The sequence below is a fragment of the Streptomyces sp. NPDC044064 genome, from assembly GCF_056434245.1.
The window spans coordinates 319054-336506 of record NZ_JBWKFN010000005.1 but is presented as its reverse complement, the minus strand read 5'-3'; the positions used below and the strand labels follow the sequence as shown (position 1 = coordinate 336506).

Genomic DNA, 17453 nt, shown 5'->3' with positions numbered 1-17453 from the left:
GGACAGCGGCTGTCCGCATCGGCTGACAGACTCGGCCCCATGTTGGAGACCTCGGCACGACTGCTGCGCCTGCTCTCACTGCTCCAGGCCCACCGCGAATGGTCCGGCGCCGAACTCGCCGGGCGGCTCGGTGTCACCCCGCGCACGGTCCGCCGGGACGTGGACCGGCTGCGCGAACTGGGCTACCCGGTCAACGCGAGCCCCGGCACCGGCGGCGGCTACCAGCTCGGTGCGGGCGCCGAACTGCCCCCGCTGCTGCTGGACGACGACGAGGCCGTCGCCGTCGCCGTCGGACTGCGCACCGCGGCGGGACAGGGCATCGAGGGCATCGGCGAGAGCTCCGTACGCGCCCTGGCCAAACTGGAACAGGTGCTGCCTGACCGGCTGCGCCGCCGCGTGGGCGCCCTCAACGCCTTCACCGTGCCGATGCTGCGCGGCGGTCCGCCGTCGGCCCCCGTCGACCCGGCCGTGCTCACCGAACTCGCCCACCTGTGCCGGGACGCCGAGCGGCTGCGCTTCGAGTACCTGAGCCACGAGGGCACCGCCAGCCGCCGTACCGTCGAGCCGCACCGGCTGGTGTGCACCGAGCGGCGCTGGTACCTGGTCGCCTGGGACGTCGACCGGGAGGACTGGCGGACCTTCCGCGTCGACCGCATCACGCCGAAGCCGCCGCACGGCCCGCGCTTCGACCCGCGCGAGCCGCCCGCCGGGGACCTCGCCGCCTATGTGTCGAAGGGCGTCTCCACGAGTGCGTACGCCACGCACTCCACCGTCCGGCTGCTGGTGCCGCTGCGGGTGGCGGCCGAGCGGATCTCGCCGTCCGCGGGGATGCTGGAGGCCGACGGAGAGGACGCGTGCATCCTGCGCAGTGGTGCCCCGAACCTGGAGGTGATGGTCATTCACATCATGATGACGGGCTTCCCCTTCGAGGTGCTGGAGCCCGTCGAGCTGAACGAGGTGATCAGCAGGGTCCGGGACCGGCTGGACGCCGCACTGGCGCGGGCCGCGGGACCGCGGGGCGGATCCGGGACGGACTGACGCGTACGTCGGATTGTGTGCCGAATCCGTGAATTTCCTATGCGGTGTCAGCTCGCCGGGCATGGCCCCGGATTCCGCGGGGAATCGCACCCGGACCCCCCTCCGATCCGCGTCGAGGCGTATTCCGGCGGGTAATTCGAGGGGCTGCTCCGACACGCGGGAATTCTGTTCGATTGCCCCCGGCGAGCGGTACGGAAACCCCCGTACGTGTGATGCCCGTTGCGGCAGCAGCCGATGTCACGGCGACGGAAACGCGTGTCGGGAACCTGTGACAGAAGTGTGACCGGAGAGGGACAGGGGAGGGACCGGAGAGGGATCTCGCAGGGCCCCGGGACGCGGTCCGCCGGTTCCGGCTTCCGTCGTCGTCCGATGCGGCCTAGCGTGGCCGCATGGCACCGATTCCCACTCCGCCAGCGGAGCCCCAGGACAGTCCGGACGGGTACGTCGGCCTCGACGCCGCGCGCGCCGAGCGGCTCGCTCGGGAGCGCGGGTGGCCGACGGTACGGTCGCTGCCGCCGGGCACGATCATCACCATGGAGTACCGGGTGGGCCGGCTCAACTTCGAGGTACGGGACGGCCGGGTGGCCCGCGCCTGGAAGGGCTGAGCCCGCTCCCGCAGGCCACTGCGACGAAGGCCCCGCTCCCTCTTCCCGGGAGCGGGGCCTTCGTCATGACGGGGGTCGGCTGTGCGTACCGGACCCGCCGCCGTGGTGGAGCGTCAGTTGCCGGTCAGGGGGCGGGCCGGCTGGGGGGTGCCGCGCGGGAGGCGGTCGGCGTGCGGCGGTCGGCGGCTGCCCGCCGGGGTGACCGGGGTGCGCTCCGAACGGGCCGTGTGCGGGCCCGGGGCCAGATGGATCGGGGCCCGGGAACCGCGCACCGGCGACACCGGCTCGCGCGCCGGGGCGACGCCCTGCTCGGCGGGCAGCGGGCGCGGCTTGAGCAGCACCGGCGCGGGCGCGACCGGGACGGCCGGTGCGGGCACCGTACCGCCGCGGCGGGCGCGCCAGCGGTCGCGCAGGTCGAAGAGCGCGGTCTCGGCCATGGCGATCAGCGGCTCGAACCAGGGCAGTGCGAGCAGGATCAGCAGGCCGGCGGCCCAGCCCAGCAGCACGTCGCTCAGCCAGTGCGTACCGAGGTAGACGGTGGTGAGGCCGACGCCGAGCGAGGTGACCGCGGAGAGCGCGGACAGCCAGCGGCGCGCTCTCGGGGTGGAGGCCAGATAGGCCAGGATTCCCCACGTCACCACCGCGTTGGCGGTGTGGCCGCTGGGAAATATATCGCCGCCCAGGCCCATCTCGTTCGAGCCGATCACGGTCGCGTAGTGCGGACCGAGCCGCCCCATGCCGAGCTTGGCGGCGCCGACCGTGATGTTGAGCAGCAGCAGCGAGGTGGCCAGAGTCAGCAGCGGGCGGAGCGTGTGCTGCCGCCAGGAGCGCCAGCCGAGCCAGGCCGCGACCATCACGGCGGTGGGGCCGCGCTGGCCGAGCACCACGTAGTAGTCGAGGAAGGCGTGGATCTGCGGCCACTGCTGGTAGGGCCGGAAGAACATGACCTGCCAGTCGAGCCGGACCAGCCAGGAGGTGATCACCACGGCCCAGACGATCGCCAGGTAAAAGGCGAGGGTCGCCGTGAACAGCACGACCCGGTGCCGGCTCATCCTCGGCACATCGATGTGAGCCGGTCGTTCCGGCTCACGGTCCAGCCTGGCGAACACCCGGTCCAGACTCCGGGTGAGGTTTCGTTCGGTACGCACCCAATCGACGTTACAGCGAGTGAGCTCTGTTCCCGGTCGAAACAGCGGCTTTGTGATGACGATGTGATGTGGGAAACCTCTCAGGAGCGGTCCGAATTCCTGGGATTCCGCAATCCTGTGAGCCTGCTTCCTGCAATTCCTTTGATCATGCCGGGGGCCGGTTTTATGGCGCTTATGAATTCGTTCACCGCATCATGGGGTGGAATTCAGGGGGTGCTCATCGACCCGCCGAAGTCGATCACGGGGGACCGGAGCCGTTCAGCCAGAAGGCGCCGTAGACCGCCGTCACCACCGCCACACCCACCGTGACCAGCGCCGATCTGGACGTGCGCAGCCGGGCAAGGGCGCGGGCGAGCGGGAACAGCACCGGGAAGGCCGGCATCAGCAGTCGCGGTTTCGACCCGAAGTAACTCGACGCGCACAGGGCGAGGGCCAGGACGACACCCGTGTACACCAGCAGTGCGACGGGCTGGCCCTGGCGTACTCCGGTGACATAGAGCCAGATCAGCAGAGCCACTCCGACGATCAGGCCCGCGCCGGCGAGAGCCGACGGAAATGACGTGAACTTGTCGACTACGAAGCGTGCGAAGGCGTACCCGCCGTCGAACCCGTTGCGCCACCCGGCCTGCACATCGAGATATCCGAGCGGACCCCTGCCGGTGTGATGACCGACCCATAGGACATAGCCCGCGGCGCCCAGGGGCGCGAGAAGCATGCCGAGGGCGCGTCGCCAGACGGATGCGCCGGTAGTGAAAGAAGGGGCGCGTGTTGTGTCGCGTGCGCCCTGCGTGCCCGGTGCGCTTCGGTCTCGCACGAACGAGATCACGCCCGCCACCCACACCGCCGCGACCACCGCGAGTCCCACCGGCCGGGTCAGCCCGGCCAGCGCCGCCAGCGCGCCCGCGCTCACCCACCGGCCGGTCAGCACCGCGTACAGCGACCACGCGGCCAGCGCCGTGAACAAGGACTCGCTGTACGCCATCGACTGCACGATCCCGACCGGCAGCACCGCCCACAGCAGGACCGCGCAGAGCCCCGCCCTCGGCCCGTACACCCACTCCGCGACCGCGAAGATCCCCCAGGCCGCCGCCAGCGAGGCGAGCAGGCCGACGACGAAACCGGCGTCCGCGTACGACAGCGGCGTGAGCGCGTGCAGCAGCCGCTCCAGCCAGGGCAGCAGCGGGAAGAACGCCAGGTTGGAGTGGATGTCGCCGTTCGGCAGCCGCACCTGGTAGCCGTAGCCCAGCTCGGCGACCCGGGTGTACCAGAGGGAGTCCCAGCGCGCGGTCAGCAGCTTGTACGCGCTCTTGTCGCGCGCGCCGCTCCACACGGCCAGCGCGACCAGCCCCAGGGCGCGGACGGCCGCGTACCCGAGAAGGGCCGGCGCCGCCCGGCGCAGAGCGGGGGTGCGGGGTGGTGCCACGCGCGTGTCAAGATCGGTCACGGGCTCGATTATCGACCGGACGGGGAACCGGACGGCCCGCCGGGGCGTGGTCAGGAGCGGGCGCAGTGGCGTACGCCACACGGGTTCGGTCCTGCGTGTGAGAGGTCCGCCACGTGACCCCGCAGTGAACTCGCGTACGCTGACGAGTCACCCGCGTGGGTTTGCGCGGGCCGGAGACACCGCTCCTCTCCGGCCGTACGACGGGGAGTCCCCACCCCGCCGATCCGCCGCTCGCGAGGGATCATCTGGGAGGTACCTACATGTCCGGGACGACCACGGCTGCCGTACGGCTGCGCCGTCGGGCGACCGGGGCCGGTGCAAACCGCTGGGTCGTCCTCGTCGTCCTCTGCGTCAGCCTGCTGCTCGTCGCCCTCGACGCGACCGTGCTGCACGTGGCGGTCCCCGCCGTCACCGAGGACCTCAGGCCCGGCGCGATAGAGCTGCTCTGGATCGTCGACGTCTACCCGCTGGTCTGCGCCTCCCTGTTGATCCTGTTCGGCACCCTGGGCGACCGGGTCGGCCGCAGGCGCATCCTCCTCCTCGGCTACGCCCTCTTCGGCGTCGCCTCCGCCGTGGCCGCTCTCGCGCAGACCGCCGAGATGCTGATCCTCGCCCGGGCGCTGCTCGGCGTCGGCGGCGCGATGATCATGCCCGCGACCCTGTCGATCCTCCGCCAGGTCTTCCCGGACCGGCGCGAGCGCGCGCTGGCCATCGGTATCTGGAGCGCGGTCGCGGCCGTCGGCGCGGCGGTCGGTCCGCTGCTCGGCGGCTTCCTGCTGGAGCACTTCTGGTGGGGTGCGGTGTTCCTCGTCAACATCCCGCTGATGCTCGTCAGCCTGCCGGTCGGCCGGCTGCTGCTGCCCGAGTCGCGCGGTGACCGGGGCGGCCCGTGGGACGTGGTCGGCGCGCTGATGGCGGCGGTCGGTCTGTTCGGGGTCGTGCTGGGCGTGAAGCAGCTCGGCGGCGGTCAGTCGCCGGCGAGCCCGTTCACCCTGGCACCGCTGGTGGTGGGCGCGGCGCTCCTCTTCTTCTTCGTACGGCGCCAGGGCCGGCGTACGCACCCGCTGGTGGACCTGCGGATGTTCCGGCGGCCGGCGTTCAGCACCTCGGTCGGCTGCATCGTGCTGGCGATGCTCGCGCTCGTCGGCCTGGAGCTGATCGCCGCGCAGTACCTCCAGCTGGTGCTCGGTCTGTCGCCGCTGGAGACGGGCCTGAGGCTGCTGCCCCTGACCGTCGCGGCGATGGCGGCGGGCCTCGCGGGTGCGCGGATGCTGCGCCGCTTCGGACCGCGCCGGATGGTGTGCTTCGGCTTCTGTCTCACCGCCGCGGCCGTCCTGACACTGACCGCGATGGGCGCGACCGACAACGCGGGCCTGCTGCTGTTCGGCTTCGTCCTGCTCGGGTTCGGCCTGGAGACGACCCTCTTCGGGGCGTACGAGTCGATGCTGAGCGAGGCCCCGGCCGACCAGGCTGGCGGGGCCGCGGCGATCGGCGAGACGTCGTACCAGCTCGGCGCGGGGATCGGGATCGCGCTGCTCGGCAGCGTGATGAACGCGGCCTACGCACCCGGTCTCGCGTCGGTGCCGGGCGTGCCCCCGCACGCCTCGGACGCGGCGGGCCACTCGCTGGGCGAGGCCTACGACGTGGCCGGGCGGCTCGGCGGGCCCGTGGGGGCCGCGCTGCGCCGGGCGGCGCGGGACTCCTTCGTGCACGGACTGCATGTGACCCTGCTGGTGAGCGCGGGCCTGTTGCTGCTGGGTGCGGTGATGGCGCTGCGGCTGCCCCGGATCATGCAGTGCGGGGAGGAGCCCGGGGAGGAGTCCGCCGAGGTGGAGCTGCCGGCCCCGCGGGGGGCCGAGAAGCCGAGGGTCGCCGTGGCGGCTCTGGACGTGCGGGACGCCGCGCCGTAACGTCGGCTGCACAGCGTAACTAGCGTTGCTAGTTTTCACCGTGCCCCAGTGTGCCGGAGGGTGTTCCATGTCCGCGAAGTTGCCCCCGTTCGATGCCGCCGACCCGCTCGGGATCGACGACCTCCTGGAACCGGAGGACCTGGCCGTACGGGACACGGTCCGCAGCTGGGCGGCCGACCGCGTGCTGCCCTACGTCGCCGACTGGTACGAGAAGGGCGAGCTGCCCGGCATCAGGGAACTCGCGCGCGAACTCGGCGGGATCGGCGCCCTCGGCATGTCGCTCACCGGGTACGGCTGCGCGGGCGCGTCGGCCGTACAGTACGGCCTCGCCTGTCTCGAACTGGAGGCCGCCGACTCGGGTATCCGGTCACTCGTCTCCGTGCAGGGCTCGCTCGCCATGTACGCGATCCACCGGTTCGGCAGCGAGGAGCAGAAGCAGGAGTGGCTGCCCCGGATGGCCTCCGGCGAGGTGATCGGCTGCTTCGGGCTCACCGAGCCCGACCACGGCTCCGACCCCGCCTCCATGCGCACCCACGCCAAGCGTGACGGCGACGACTGGATCCTCAACGGCCGCAAGATGTGGATCACCAACGGGTCCGTGGCCGGCGTGGCCGTCGTCTGGGCGCAGACCGAGGACGGCATCCGCGGGTTCGTCGTACCGACCGACCGCCCCGGCTTCTCGGCGCCCGAGATCAAGCACAAGTGGTCCCTGCGCGCCTCGGTCACCAGCGAACTCGTCATGGACGACGTACGGCTGCCCGCCACCGCCGTGCTGCCCGAGGTCACCGGCCTGCGCGGACCGCTCGGCTGTCTGTCGCACGCCCGCTACGGCATCGTCTGGGGAGCGATGGGCGCGGCGCGCAGCAGCTTCGAGGCGGCCCTGGAGTACGCGAAGACGCGGGAGCAGTTCGGGCGGCCGATCGGCGGCTTCCAGCTCACCCAGGCCAAGCTCGCCGACATGGCGGTCGAACTGCACAAGGGAATCCTGCTCGCCCACCATCTGGGGCGGCGGATGGACGCCGGCCGCCTGCGTCCCGAGCAGATCAGCTTCGGCAAGCTCAACAACGTCCGCGAGGCCATCGAGATCTGCCGTACGGCGCGGACGATCCTCGGTGCCAACGGGATCTCCCTGGAGTACCCCGTGATGCGGCACGCGACCAACCTCGAGTCGGTGCTCACCTACGAGGGCACCGTCGAGATGCACCAGCTCGTGCTGGGCAAGGCGCTCACCGGGCTCGACGCCTTCCGCTGACCCCTCGGGGCCGAGGCAGGGCCGGTGAGCGGCCCTGCCTCAGCTCTGGTTGAAGAAGCCGTCCTCGCGGCGCGCCGCCGGCTCACCGCTGATGATCTCCGTGTTCGCGGGGGTCAGCAGGAAGACCCGGTTGGCGACCCGCTCGATCGTGCCCCGCAGGCCGAAGGTCAGCCCGGCCGCGAAGTCCACCACGCGCTTGGCGTCGGCGGGCTCCATCACCGTGAGGTTCATGATGACCGGGACCCCGTCCCGGAACAGCTCGCCGATCGCGCGGGCGTCCCGGAAGCTGTCCGGGGTGACCGTGCCGATCCGGCGGCCCTTCTCCTCGGCCGTGTCCGTGGCCACCTTCACCCGCGGGTCTGTGACCCAGGCGTCCCCGGACTCGGCGCCCTCGGAGTAGTCGTCGTCGTAGTAGCGCTCGTCATCGTTGTCGTCGACGAGGCCGAGCCACGCACTCGCCTTGCGTACCGATCCCATGGACGCCTCCTCTCACAGCAGTCCTTCTTGCTTCCGCATCCCTATGGTCATCCATGATGCGGACGGCGCGCCAAGTGGATAGACGCCGCGCGGGGGGTTTGTGACGGTACTGGTGCAGAGACGATCCGTCGAGAGTCCTTGTGTCCCAAGGGTCTTGACTCGTACGGCTGCTGACTGTGAGTGAAATATGATTGTCGGGCGCGGATGGGTGATGCACGGAGCGTACGGGTGAATGAACGTCAGTTCTTCAGCTCCGGCGGGCTGATCCGGGACTCGGCGATCGACGAGCCCGTCGTTCCCCACTTCTTCAGAATCCTGCCGTACGTGCCGTCGGCGATCAGCCGGTTCACCGCCGCCCGGAAGGCCGGGGCCAGCCTCGTGCCCTTCTTGAAGGCGAAGCCGACGTCCAGGCGGTGGTACTCGTTGAGGAACTTCAGGCCCTGCTGGTGGGCCACGGCGTAGCGCAGGCCGTTGATCGTGGACATCACGACGTCGCTGCGGCCCTGCTGCAGGGAGGACCAGATCGCGCCCTCCTCGGAGTACGTCTGCACCTGGTACGCCTTCTTGCCCGCGTCGGCGCACACGTGCTTGTTCTCCTCCAGCGTGGCCTCGAAGGTCGTACCGGCACTGGTGGCCACATCAAGGCCGCACAGTTGCCCGAGGCCGGTGATTCTGGACAGCTTGCTGTCCTTGCGGGTGGCGAAGCCCTGGCCGTCGTTGACGTAGGTGACGAAGTCGATGGTCCTGCGGCGTTCGTCGGTGACACCGAAGTTGCTCGCCCCGAAGTCGTACTTGCCGCTGTCCAGGGCGGGCAGGATCGCCTCGAAGCTCGCCTGCTCCACCTTGAGCCCGATGCCGAGCACCTTGGCGACCGCTCTGGTGAAGTCGACGTCCTGGCCGGTCAGGGTCTTGCCGTCGTTCAGGTAGGTGGTGCCGGGCGGGGTGCCGCCGACGCTGACCGCGACGGTGAGACTCGTGACGCCCGCCGGCAGCAACTTCGCCGCCGCGTCGTCCTTCCTGACGGCGGAGACCACGTCCGTGGTGGGCACCTTGCCGGACCCGGCCGCCGCGTCGGCGGCCGCTGCCCCGCCCGGGCCGCCGGACCCGGAGCCGCAGGCGGTGAGCAGCAGGGCGGCCGACGTGATGGCGGCGAAGGGCAGGAAGAGGCGACGGGCAGGCGTATGCATCGAGCGGTCTCCTGGGAGCGGAAGGCGTGAAGAGGCGCGAGGGGAGGGGTGCGCGTGTGAAGGCGAAGGAGAAAGAGGGCTGAAGAGAAGGACAGCCGAGGAGAAGGAGAAAGCAGGGAGAGCGCATGGGCCCGCTCATGGGCGGGCGCGCAGGGGGGTCAGCTCAACAGGAGGAGGACCACACGCGACCGAAGTCGATGTGGGAGCGGGTGACCAGCCACTGCTGTGGATGCATGGGGCAAGTGGAACAGGCATCCGGTTCTGCGTCAACTGAGTTGAGACGTACGGCTCACAGTGTGGACGGCCTTGACAGCGCCGGGAAACGCCCACGTACTCTCGACGAACGGCCCTGCTGAGGGGCTCGGCCGTAAGCGCGCCGCACGGCGCGCCCGTGTGAAGGCACCCACCGTCACGGAGCCTTCCCATGTCTTCCGACACCCTCGCCAAAGTCCCCGCCGCACCGGAGATTCCCGGGCCCGCGGACGCCCTGACGATCGTCCCGCGGCGCCGGCTCGGCCAGTGGACGGCGGCCGTCGCCCTCCTGGTGCTGCTCGGGCTCGCCGTCAACTCGGTGCTGCGCAACCAGGCGTTCCAGTGGAACGTCGTCGCCGACTACTTCACCTCGGACTCCGTCCTGCGCGGACTGTGGCTCACCCTGTGGCTGACCGCCGTCGTCATGGTCCTCGGCTTCGCCCTCGGAGCCCTGCTCGCCGGCTTCCGGCTCTCCGCCAACCCCGTTCTACGGGTGGTCAGTTGGGGATACGTCTGGCTCTTCCGGTCGATCCCGATCCTGGTGCAGCTGCTGCTCTGGTTCAACATCGGCGCGCTGTACCCGCAGATCCTCGGGGTGAAGACCGTCGACCTGCTCAGCCCGGTCGCGGTGGCCGTGATCGGCCTCACCCTGCACGAGGCCGCCTACGCCGCCGAGGTCGTCCGGGGCGGCATCCTCTCGGTCGACCGCGGGCAGATCGAGGCCGCCCAGGCGCTCGGCCTGAGCCGGTGGCGGCGCCGGCGGCGGATCGTGCTGCCGCAGGCCATGCGCTCCATCGTGCCGCCCGCCGGGAACATGCTGATCGGCGCCCTCAAAGGCACCTCGATCGTCAGCGTCATCGCCGTCAACGACCTGCTGTTCTCGACCCAGTTGATCTACCACCGCACCTACCAGGTCATCCCGCTGCTGATGGTCGCCACCCTCTGGTACACCATCGTCACCTCGGTCCTCGGCGTCGGGCAGTACTACGTCGAGAAGCACTACGCGCGCGGGACGGAGTCCGCCCGATGAGGCCGCAGCTGGTGATCGTCGGAGCCGGTCCGCGGGGGACCGGACTCCTCGAACGGATCGCCGCCAACGCACCCGAGCTGTACGCCGGTCCGGGCCTCGACATCCATCTGGTCGACCCTCATCCGCCGGGCGGCGGACGCATCTGGCGCGCGGCCCAGTCGCCGCTCCTGTGGATGAACTCGCACGCCGAGGACGTCACCATGTTCACCGACGAGACGGTGCAGATGGCCGGCCCGGTGCGGGAGGGGCCCACCCTGCACGAATGGGCGCGGCTGGACGGCCGCACCTTCGCCGGCCGGCAGCTCCAGGGCAGCTATCTGAGCTGGGTGTACGAGCGGGCCGTCGCCGAGCTGCCCCCGGGGGTCACCGTCCACCACCATCCCCGGCGCGCCCTGCGGGTGTCCGGCTCGCGCGAAGGGCGCCAGCAGGTGTGGCTGGAGGGCCGTCCGCGTCCCCTGCTCGCCGACCTGGTCGTCCTCGCCCTCGGGCACCTCGACTCGGAGCCCGACCCGGACCTGGCCGAGCCGGCCGCGTACGCGCGGGAACACGGCCTGGTCCACCTGCCGCCCGACTTCACCGCCGACAGCGACCTGTCCCCGCTGAAGGCCGGCGAACCCGTCCTGGTACGCGGCTTCGGACTGGCCTTCGTCGACCTGATGGTGCTGCTCACCGAGGGGCGGGGCGGGCGCTACGAGGGTGACACCTACGTCCCCTCGGGCCGTGAGCCGGTGCTCTACGTCGGCTCGCGGCGCGGAGTGCCGTACCACGCGAAGATCGGCTACGACTGGACCGGCCCCAGGCCCGCGCTGCCCCGCTTCCTCGGCCCGCCCGAGGTCGAGGCGCTGCTGGCCAGGCCGGGCGGCTTCGACTTCCGGCGCGATGTGTGGCCACTGGTGGAGAAGGAGCTGGGCTTCGCCCACTACCACCGGCTGTTCACCGCCCACGCCGAGCGTACGGCGATGACCTGGGCCGACTTCGAGGAGAGGTACGCGGCCGCCGCCGACCCGGCCGAGACCGCGGCGCTCGTCGCCACCGCCGTACCCGACCCGGCGGACCGCCTCGACCTCGCCGCGCTCGACCACCCGCTCGACGGGGTGCGGTACGCCTCGCACGAGGAGTTCCAGGAGGGCCTGCGCGGCTACGTCGAGAGTGACCTGAGCCGTCGTCACGATCCGGCGCACAGCGCCGACCTGGGAGTCTTCCTCGGGCTGCTGTCCGTCTACGGGCAACTGGTGCGGCTCGGGAACATCGGTCCCTGGTGGCACGGCTTCTTCAGCTACCTGGCGTCCGGGCCGCCCGGCCCCCGGCTGCGGCAGTTGCTCGCCCTGTCCCGGGCCGGGATCCTGCGGTTCGTCGGCGCCGACATGACCGTCACCGCCGAGGACGGGGTGTTCCGGGCCTCCAGTCCCACCGTGCCGGGACACTCCGTCGAGGCGCGGGCGCTGGTGGAGGCCCGGCTGCCCGAGCCGACCGTGGGACGGGCCCGCGACACCCTGCTGCGGGAGCTGCACGCCGAGGGGGCCGCCGAGACCCCCGGCGGGCTGCTGCGCGTCGACCCCGCCGACGGCCGGATCCTCGACGGGGCCGGCCGGCCGCATCCACGGCGGTTCGCGCTCGGCCCGTTCACCGACGCCCGCACGCCCGGCGTCTTCACCCGGCCGCGCACCGGCGGGCCCGCGTTCCGGCAGAACGACGCGACGGCGCGGGCCGCGCTGGCCTTCCTGGGTGCCTCACTTGTCAAGGAGTTCGCGCGATGAGCGTCATGGTCGACATCAGGTCGGTGCACAAGGCCTTCGGCTCGCTTGACGTCCTCAAGGGCATCGACCTGCAGGTGCGGGCAGGCGAGGTCACCGTCGTCCTCGGCCCCTCCGGTTCCGGCAAGTCCACACTGCTGCGCACCGTCAACCACCTGGAGAAGGTGGACCGGGGCACGATCAGCGTGGACGGCTCGCTGATCGGCTACCGGAAGAGCGGCGACAAGCTGTACGAACTGCCCGAGCGCGAGGTGCTGAAGCAGCGCACACACATCGGCTTCGTCTTCCAGAACTTCAACCTTTTTCCGCACCTCACCGTCCTCGACAACGTCATCGAGGCACCGGTGTCCGCGCTGAAGCGGCCCCGGAAGGAGGCCGTGGAGCGGGCACGCCGGCTGCTGGAGCGGGTGGGGCTCGCCGACAGGGCCGACGCCTACCCCCGGCAGCTGTCCGGCGGTCAGCAGCAGCGGGTCGCCATCGCGCGGGCGCTCGCGCTGGAGCCGAAGCTGCTGCTGTTCGACGAGCCGACCTCGGCGCTGGATCCCGAGCTGGTCGGTGAAGTCCTGGACGTCATCCGGGACTTGGCGCACCAGGGCACCACGATGATCGTCGTCACGCACGAGATCGCCTTCGCCCGCGAGGTCGCCGACACGGTGGTGTTCATGGCCGACGGGAAGGTCGTCGAGGCCGGGCCGCCGGACGAGGTGCTGGGCGCTCCGCAGGAGGAGCGGACTCGGGCGTTCCTGGCGAAGGTGCTGTGAGGGAGGGAGTGGTGGCCATTGGTTACGGTGCCGTGAGCAGGCGGTACGGGCGTGGGCTGTTGCATCTCGCCGCCGCCGTCGATCAGCGGGGCTCGCTCGACGCCGCCTCCTGTGCAGAGCTGGCGCAGCTCGCCGAGCGCGGTGGGCTCGACTTCGTGACGCTGGACGACTCATCCGCATACCCAGGGTTCGATGTGCGCTCGGCACCTGAGGTGCGCCCGGGGGCCGATGTGCGCCTGGCGCCCGAGGTGCGCCCCGGGTCCGATGCGCGCCCGGCACCCGAGGCGAGCCCCGGGTCCGACGTGTGCCCCGGGTCCGACGCACTCGCCGTGCTGTCGCGCGTGGCGTCCGCCACCCGGCGGATCGGGCTGGTCCCGGCCGTCGCCACCGCGCACACCGAGCCCTTCCGGGTCCGGTCCGCCCTCGCCTCCCTCGACCGGGCAGGCCGCGGCAGGGCCGGTTGGCGGATCGACGTGTCCACCACGGAGGACGAGGCCCGCCTCTCCGGGCGAAGGCATGCCGCCCCGGCCGAGTTGCTGTGGCAGGAGGCGGGCGAAGTCGCCGAGGAGGTCGAGCGGTTGTGGGACAGCGGGGAGGACGGCATGCGGCGCCGAGACCCTGAGCTGCCCCGGCCTCCGCAGCGCCGCCACCCCACCCTCGTGGTCGACGCCACCGCGGGACCGGCCCGTTCCACCGCGGCGCGGTACGCCGACGTGGCCCTGGTCCGGGTCGCCGATCCCGCACAGGCCGGCGCCTTGCGCAGACAACTACGCGATCAGGCGGAGGAGTTCGGCAGGAATCCGGGTGCCCTGCGCGTCCTGGTGAGCCTGCTCGTCGACCTCGGCGACGGCGAGTACGCGGCCGAGCCCGGGCACGGCGGAGGCGGGCCCCGGCCCACCGCGCAGGGTCCGCTGTACCGGGGCGGTCCCGTCGACCTCGCGGAGCTGATCGCCGCCTGGCACGCGGCGGACGTCACCGACGGCTTCCACCTCGTGCCCGTCGAACCGCGCCGTGACCTGGAGCGGCTGGTCAACGGCACGGTGGCGCTGCTCCAGCACCGCGGCCTGTTCCGCACCTTCTATCCGGGCAGCACCCTGCGGGAGCACCTGGGCCTGGACCAGTACGCACGGAATACCGGGGCACAACCCCGTGCTCACACCTCGGGCTGCCCGACCCGCCGTGGGACGGTCGGGCGCGTATGAAAGGAACGGATCGTATGACCGGCGACGCACCGGACGCATGGAAGCAGTGGCACGAGCAGCGCGTGGAGAGGATATCGGCGCCCCATGGGCCGCTCGCGCTGACCGCCACGCACTGGATCGAGGACCATCCGGAGGGGCGACTTCCGGACATTCCCGGGACGTGGGTGGCGGATGGTGACGGGGTGGTGCTCGCCGCCGCCGAGAGCGACGGGCTGACCCTGGACGGCCGGCCCTTCGCCGGGGAGGTCCACCTCGCGGCCGACCTCGGGCCGGAGGGCGAGTCGCGGGTCGCGCTGGGTGCGAAGCGGCTGGTCGTGCTGGTCCGCGAGGACGTGTGGGGGGTGCGGGTCTACGATCCCGCCGCCGAGGCCCGCCGCGCCTTCCAGGGCATCGAGGCCACCCCGTACGACCCGCGCTGGTCGGTGCCGGGGCGCTTCACGCCGTACGACGACACACGCACCGTGCGGGTCGGCAACGCGGACGGACGGGAGCGCGGGCTCGCCCTCGCGGGGGAACTCGCCTTCACCCTGGCCGGAAGCGATCTCACGCTCCAGGTCGCGCAGCAGGGCGACGGCCGGCTGTGGGCGGTGTTCGGCGACGCCACCGGCGGCGACACCAGCTTCCGCTTCCGGTTCCTGTTCCCGCAGGCACCGGACGCCGAGGGCCGTACCACGGTCGACTTCAACCGCGCCCAGCTCCCGCCGTGCGCCTTCGCCGATCACTTCATCTGCCCCTTCCCGCCGCCGGGCAACCGGCTGGACGTGGCGATCGAGGCGGGGGAGCGCGTCCTGAGCTGACGTCAGGGGGGTGGTGTGGACGGGTGGTTCAAATGTTGACGGCCGAAAGGCACCCTTGTGCCTACCGGCCGTTCGGCCGAATACTCCCCCTCAGCGCTTGTCAGGGGCATGCGTGTTCGGAACCCAGGACCGGTCCCTGGCTGCGCCTCACGGGCCCCGACCCCACGCGGGCCCCCGACTTCCCCTGGGAGGGAACGAAACGTGAGGATCAAGCGCACCACTCCCCGCAGCGGTATCGCAAGACGGACCCGGCTGATCGCCGTGGCCACCGGCTTCCTGGCCGCGGCCGCGTTCGCCGCCCCCACCGCGAACGCCAGCGACGCCCACACGTTCAGCGCCACCCAGCTCACCAAGGCGAGCGACTCCGTCCTCAAGGCCGACATCGCCGGCACGGCCTGGGCGGTGGACGCCAGGACCAACCGTGTCGTCGTCACCGTCGACAGCACGGTCTCCAGGGCCGAGATCGCCAAGATCAAGCGGCAGGCCGGCGCCGACGCGAGCGCGCTGACCATCAAGCACACGTCCGGCAAGTTCAACAAGCTGATCAGCGGCGGCGACGCCATCTACGGCGGCTCCTACCGCTGCTCGCTCGGCTTCAACGTGCGCAGCGGCAACACGTACTACTTCCTGACCGCGGGTCACTGCGGTGAGGTCGCCTCGACCTGGTACAGCAACTCCGGCCACACCACGACGCTGGGCACGAACGTCGGCTACAGCTTCCCGGGCAACGACTTCGCGCTGGTGCGCTACACCAACTCCTCGATCGCGCACCCGAGTGCCGTGGGCAGCCAGACCATCAGCAGTGCGGCCACCCCGTCCGTGGGCACGACCGTCTACCGGCGTGGTTCCACCACCGGTACGCACAGCGGGCGGGTCACCGCGCTGAACGCGACCGTCAACTACGGCAGCGGTGACATCGTCTACGGCCTGATCCAGACCACGGTCTGCGCCGAGGGAGGCGACAGCGGCGGTCCGCTCTACGCGGGCAGCGTGGCCTACGGTCTGACCTCCGGCGGCAGCGGCAACTGCACCTCCGGCGGTACGACGTTCTTCCAGCCGGTGACCGAGGCGCTGAGCTACTACGGTGTGACCCTTCCCTGATCCAGGATTGAGGGCCGAGGATCGGCTTCGGCTTCGGCTCGGCGAGCCCCCGCGCGGGTTGCGTGCGGGGGCTCGTTCCTGTCCGGGGAAGGTTGCATTCCGGCCAGGGGCAACCGTCACTGTCCGCCGACTGGTTACTCGCACGTAGTGTTTGCAGTGCGAATTCCCTGGGGTGACCGTCGCGCGCCCAAGTCGGCCGGGGCGTGCGGTCACTTGGTGCGCGCGTCCTGAAGTCGACCTTGTGTGCTCCCTGTGCGGTTCGGAAGAGTGGGCGCCCGTCAACCAGCCTTCCGGCCCTCGAGGTCCCCACAACCTCCCGGGCCGACCCCCCACAGGAGGACGTGAGTTGCAGCACCGACGCATACCCGGGCGGCGGGCCGTCGTGACCGGCGCGGGAATCGCCGCACTGGTCGCCGCGGGTGTCACCTTCCAGACTGCGAACGCCAGCGAGCCCGCCAAGTCCGCCCCGGAAGCGCGGGTTCTGTCCGTTCCGGCGGCCGGAAAGCTCGCCTCGGCGCTGGTCGAGGACCTCGGGTCCGACGCCGCGGGCAGCTACTACGACGCCCGGACCAAGAGCCTCGTCGTCAACGTGCTCGACGCCACCGCCGCCAAGTCCGTCCGGGCGGCCGGCGCCAAGGCCAGAATCGTCGCCCACTCGCTGGCCGAACTCGACGGTGCCCGGGCGGTGTTGAAGAAGGACGCCACCATTCCCGGCACCTCGTGGGCGACCGACCCGGTCACCGACAAGGTCGTCGTCACCGCGGACAGGACGGTGTCCGCGGGCGAGTGGGCGAAGCTCGGCAAGGTCGTCGACGGGCTCGGGGCCAAGGCCGAACTGAAGCGGTCGAAGGGTGAGTTCAAGGCCTTCATCGCCGGTGGTGACGCCATCACGGGGTCGGGTGGGCGTTGCTCGCTCGGCTTCAACGTGGTCAAGGACGGGCAGCCGTACTTCCTGACCGCGGGGCACTGCACCGAGGCCATCTCCACCTGGTCGGACTCCTCCGGCAACGTCATCGGCAAGAACGCGCAGTCCAGCTTCCCGGGCAACGACTTCGGGCTGGTCAAGTACACCTCGGGCGTGGATCACCCGAGCGAGGTCGACCTCTACAACGGGTCCGCCCGGCGGATCACCGGCGCGGCCGAGGCCACCGTCGGTATGAAGGTCACCCGGAGCGGCTCGACCACCAAGCTGCACGACGGCACGGTCACCGGGCTGAACGCCACCGTCAACTACTCGGAGGGCACCGTCAGCGGTCTGATCCAGACCGATGTGTGCGCCGAGCCCGGCGACAGCGGTGGCTCGCTGTTCTCCGGCAGCAGCGCGATCGGGCTGACTTCCGGCGGCAGCGGTGACTGCACCTCCGGTGGCCAGACCTTCTTCCAGCCGGTCACCGAGGCGCTCTCGGCCACGGGGGCGCAGATCGGCTGACGCCCCGGCTTCCGCTTCGACGAGTCCCGTCCCGTGTGTGGGGCGGGGCTCGCTGTCTCGTGCCTG

The 17453-nt window shown here is 71.2% G+C and carries 15 protein-coding genes; 11 read left to right on the top strand and 4 right to left on the bottom strand.

The window, feature by feature from the left end; genetic code table 11:
• Positions 1 to 39: 39 nt before the first annotated feature.
• Both AC07DS_RS11335 and AC07DS_RS11330 read left to right on the top strand, forming a co-directional pair.
• A complete protein-coding gene (locus AC07DS_RS11335) occupies positions 40 to 1038 on the top strand; it encodes a helix-turn-helix transcriptional regulator (protein ID WP_479144196.1) in 999 nt (332 codons plus the stop codon).
• A gap of 389 nt (positions 1039 to 1427) precedes the next feature.
• Positions 1428 to 1643 carry an I78 family peptidase inhibitor gene (locus tag AC07DS_RS11330; protein WP_145882674.1) on the top strand — a complete coding sequence of 72 codons (216 nt, stop codon included), beginning with the start codon at positions 1428 to 1430 and terminating at the stop codon, positions 1641 to 1643.
• A gap of 113 nt (positions 1644 to 1756) precedes the next feature.
• On the opposite strand, the gene AC07DS_RS11325 is transcribed toward AC07DS_RS11330, so the two are convergent.
• Together AC07DS_RS11325 and AC07DS_RS11320 are read right to left on the bottom strand one after the other, a co-directional pair.
• A complete protein-coding gene (locus AC07DS_RS11325) occupies positions 1757 to 2791 on the bottom strand; it encodes a phosphatase PAP2 family protein (RefSeq protein WP_479144195.1) in 1035 nt (344 codons plus the stop codon).
• 238 nt (positions 2792 to 3029) lie between these two features.
• Positions 3030 to 4235 carry a mannosyltransferase family protein gene (locus tag AC07DS_RS11320; protein ID WP_479144194.1) on the bottom strand — a complete coding sequence of 402 codons (1206 nt, stop codon included), beginning with the start codon at positions 4233 to 4235 and terminating at the stop codon, positions 3030 to 3032.
• 260 nt (positions 4236 to 4495) lie between these two features.
• Between AC07DS_RS11320 and AC07DS_RS11315 the strand changes: the two genes are divergently transcribed.
• Positions 4496 to 6145 carry an MFS transporter gene (locus tag AC07DS_RS11315; protein WP_479144193.1) on the top strand — a complete coding sequence of 550 codons (1650 nt, stop codon included), beginning with the start codon at positions 4496 to 4498 and terminating at the stop codon, positions 6143 to 6145.
• A 67-nt stretch (positions 6146 to 6212) separates the two neighbouring features.
• Complete coding sequence (locus AC07DS_RS11310) at positions 6213 to 7397, top strand: acyl-CoA dehydrogenase family protein (RefSeq protein ID WP_145882678.1); 1185 nt, start codon at positions 6213 to 6215, stop codon at positions 7395 to 7397.
• Between the two features lie 39 nt (positions 7398 to 7436).
• Here the strand turns inward: AC07DS_RS11310 and AC07DS_RS11305 are convergent, their stop codons facing one another.
• Both AC07DS_RS11305 and AC07DS_RS11300 read right to left on the bottom strand, forming a co-directional pair.
• Positions 7437 to 7874 (bottom strand): cell division protein SepF, encoded by a 438-nt coding sequence (locus AC07DS_RS11305; protein ID WP_145882679.1) that lies wholly within the window; start codon positions 7872 to 7874, stop codon positions 7437 to 7439.
• A gap of 239 nt (positions 7875 to 8113) precedes the next feature.
• Entirely contained in the window at positions 8114 to 9061 is a 948-nt protein-coding gene (locus AC07DS_RS11300; protein WP_479144192.1) for an ABC transporter substrate-binding protein, read from the bottom strand.
• Between the two features lie 424 nt (positions 9062 to 9485).
• Between AC07DS_RS11300 and AC07DS_RS11295 the strand changes: the two genes are divergently transcribed.
• The 7 genes from AC07DS_RS11295 (at position 9486) to AC07DS_RS11265 (ending at position 17387) form a co-directional block, all read left to right on the top strand.
• Positions 9486 to 10343 carry an amino acid ABC transporter permease gene (locus AC07DS_RS11295; protein ID WP_479144191.1) on the top strand — a complete coding sequence of 286 codons (858 nt, stop codon included), beginning with the start codon at positions 9486 to 9488 and terminating at the stop codon, positions 10341 to 10343.
• Positions 10340 to 12100: an FAD/NAD(P)-binding protein gene (locus tag AC07DS_RS11290; protein WP_479144190.1), complete on the top strand. Its 1761-nt coding sequence runs from the start codon at positions 10340 to 10342 to the stop codon at positions 12098 to 12100. Before AC07DS_RS11295 ends, AC07DS_RS11290 begins: the two co-directional genes overlap by 4 nt.
• Complete coding sequence (locus tag AC07DS_RS11285; RefSeq protein WP_479144189.1) at positions 12097 to 12858, top strand: amino acid ABC transporter ATP-binding protein; 762 nt, start codon at positions 12097 to 12099, stop codon at positions 12856 to 12858. The genes AC07DS_RS11290 and AC07DS_RS11285 overlap by 4 nt, the downstream gene beginning before the upstream one ends.
• 11 nt (positions 12859 to 12869) lie before the next feature.
• Positions 12870 to 14060 carry an LLM class flavin-dependent oxidoreductase gene (locus AC07DS_RS11280; RefSeq protein WP_479144188.1) on the top strand — a complete coding sequence of 397 codons (1191 nt, stop codon included), beginning with the start codon at positions 12870 to 12872 and terminating at the stop codon, positions 14058 to 14060.
• 14 nt (positions 14061 to 14074) lie between these two features.
• A complete protein-coding gene (locus AC07DS_RS11275) occupies positions 14075 to 14857 on the top strand; it encodes a DUF1684 domain-containing protein (protein WP_479144187.1) in 783 nt (260 codons plus the stop codon).
• A 201-nt stretch (positions 14858 to 15058) separates the two neighbouring features.
• On the top strand, positions 15059 to 15958 hold the full coding sequence (locus tag AC07DS_RS11270) for a S1 family peptidase (RefSeq protein ID WP_479144186.1): 900 nt from the start codon (positions 15059 to 15061) through the stop codon (positions 15956 to 15958).
• Positions 15959 to 16304: 346 nt separating this feature from the next.
• Positions 16305 to 17387, top strand: a complete 1083-nt coding sequence (locus AC07DS_RS11265; RefSeq protein WP_479144185.1) for a S1 family peptidase — start codon at positions 16305 to 16307, stop codon at positions 17385 to 17387.
• The last annotated feature ends 66 nt before the right edge of the window (positions 17388 to 17453 follow it).